The organism is Acidithiobacillus ferriphilus, from assembly GCF_018854775.1.
In the GTDB taxonomy this organism is placed as follows: Bacteria; Pseudomonadota; Gammaproteobacteria; order Acidithiobacillales; family Acidithiobacillaceae; genus Acidithiobacillus; species Acidithiobacillus ferriphilus.
This window is the reverse complement of sequence record NZ_JAAZTY010000203.1, coordinates 1-1,864: the sequence shown is the minus strand read 5'-3', so window position 1 is coordinate 1,864 and position 1,864 is coordinate 1. Positions and strand designations below refer to the sequence as shown.

At 63.9% G+C, this 1,864-nt stretch carries 2 protein-coding genes; both read left to right on the top strand.

The annotated features are described in order from the left end of the window. Positions 1 to 1,518 (top strand): UDP-N-acetylmuramoyl-L-alanyl-D-glutamate--2,6-diaminopimelate ligase (locus HF921_RS12195; protein WP_226834582.1); only part of this gene is annotated, 1,518 nt, incomplete at its 5' end. Then, positions 1,515 to 1,864 (top strand): Mur ligase domain-containing protein (locus tag HF921_RS12190; RefSeq protein WP_226834580.1); only part of this gene is annotated, 350 nt, incomplete at its 3' end. The genes HF921_RS12195 and HF921_RS12190, both read left to right, overlap by 4 nt.

The window sequence follows — 1,864 nt, the reverse complement described above, 5'->3', positions numbered from 1 at the left end:
CCTGGAATGCCGCGGCAGGGAAACCCAGGAGCGCGGACCAGGAGCGGCGTTGGGCCGAGGGGGCTGGCGATGCCGCACACTGAGACACTCGCCAGCCTGTTGCCCGCCACGCCTACTGCCTTGGCGGGAATTGCCCTGCAGGGCATTGAAACCGATACCCGCCGCCTGCGACCGGGCATGCTCTACGTCGGATTGAACACCAGCCATGGTGACGGTCGGCAATTTTTGCAACAGGCTTGGGCGGCAGGTGCAGGCGCAGCGCTGTTGGAAGGCGGTGAAGAGAGCACTTACACCGAACAGGGTCACCCCGTCTGGCAAAGCCCGCAGGCGCGGGCTTTGCTCGGTAGGGCATTGCGCCGCTGGCATCGCTGGGACGCGGGTCAGGCGCCTGTCATCATTGGTGTTACCGGCACCAACGGCAAGAGCAGCGTCACCCGCCTCATCGCCGAACTCGCGCCGCAGCCCGCTATGATCATCGGCACCCTTGGCTACGGCCGCGTGGACGCGCTTATCTCCCAAGTCAATACCACACCGGACCCGGTCCCTTTGTGGCAGACCCTGGCGACACTGCGCGATCAGGGCGCCAAGGTCATCGCCATGGAAGTCTCCTCCCATGCGCTCGCGCTGGAACGGGTTGCGGCAGTACCCTTTTCCGTTGCCGTATTTACCAATCTCAGTCGGGACCATCTTGATTTTCATGGGGACATGGCGCACTACGGCGCGACCAAAGCCCGCCTCTTCCAGACGCCAGGCCTCCAATTGGCCGTAGTAAACAGCGACGATACATTTGCTGGGCAGATCGCTGCCGCGGTGTTGCCGGAAGTCCGGCAACTGCGCTTCGGGGTAAAAAGCGGCGACTACCAGGCTGTCGAGTGGCATCCCGGAGCCAGCGGTACCCTGCTCGACCTGCATACCCCTAGCGGCCCGCGGCGCCTGCGCAGCCCCCTCATCGGCAACAGCAATATTCAGAATCTGCTGGCTGCGCTGGCCACTGCCGAGGGTATGGGCTGGCCGGTCAGTGACGCCGCCATCGCCGGACTCGATTTGCCGGAAGGTCGATATCAGCGCTTGGCTCCGGTCCCCGGCAAGGCACAGGTGATGATCGACTATGCCCACACCCCAGACGCGCTGCAGCGGGTGCTGACCGACCTGCGCGAAGTCGCCAAAGGTGCCGTGACCGTGGTCTTTGGCTGTGGTGGTGATCGGGATCATGGCAAACGACCGGAAATGGGGCGGGTGGCCGAACGCCTTGCCGACCACGTCATTCTCACCGACGATAACCCGCGCAGCGAAGCACCCGAGGCTATCGTCAACGACATCCTGGACGGTATGGAACGGCCCGGTCAGGCTACCGTGATCCATGACCGCGCGGCGGCCATCCGGGCCGCCATCATTGCATCGCAGGCCGGGGACTGGGTGCTCATCGCCGGTAAGGGACACGAACGCATCCAGGAGATACTGGGGCAGCGTTTACCCTTTCAGGATCGCAGTATTGCCGCGGAGGTGCTCAGCGCATGATCCGCTATTCACTGAAAGAAATCGCTGGAATAACCGGGGGTAAGCTGTTGCCCGGCAGCGCTGGCCGCAAAGAAATTCAGGGCATCGCCACGGACAGCCGCCAGCCGATGACGGGACAACTTTTTGTCGCATTGCGCGGCGACCGCTTCAATGGCGAGGACTTCGTGCCTGATGCTCTTGCTCAGGGCGCCGGGGCCGTGCTGACCGGCACCCCTGCCACCGCACCCGGCGTCTTGGTGGGAGATACCCTGATAGCGTTACAGACATTGGCCGCCCAATGGCGGCGGCAGTTCAGCCTGCCGCTGCTGGCGGTGACCGGCTCCTGCGGCAAAACGACGGTCAAAGA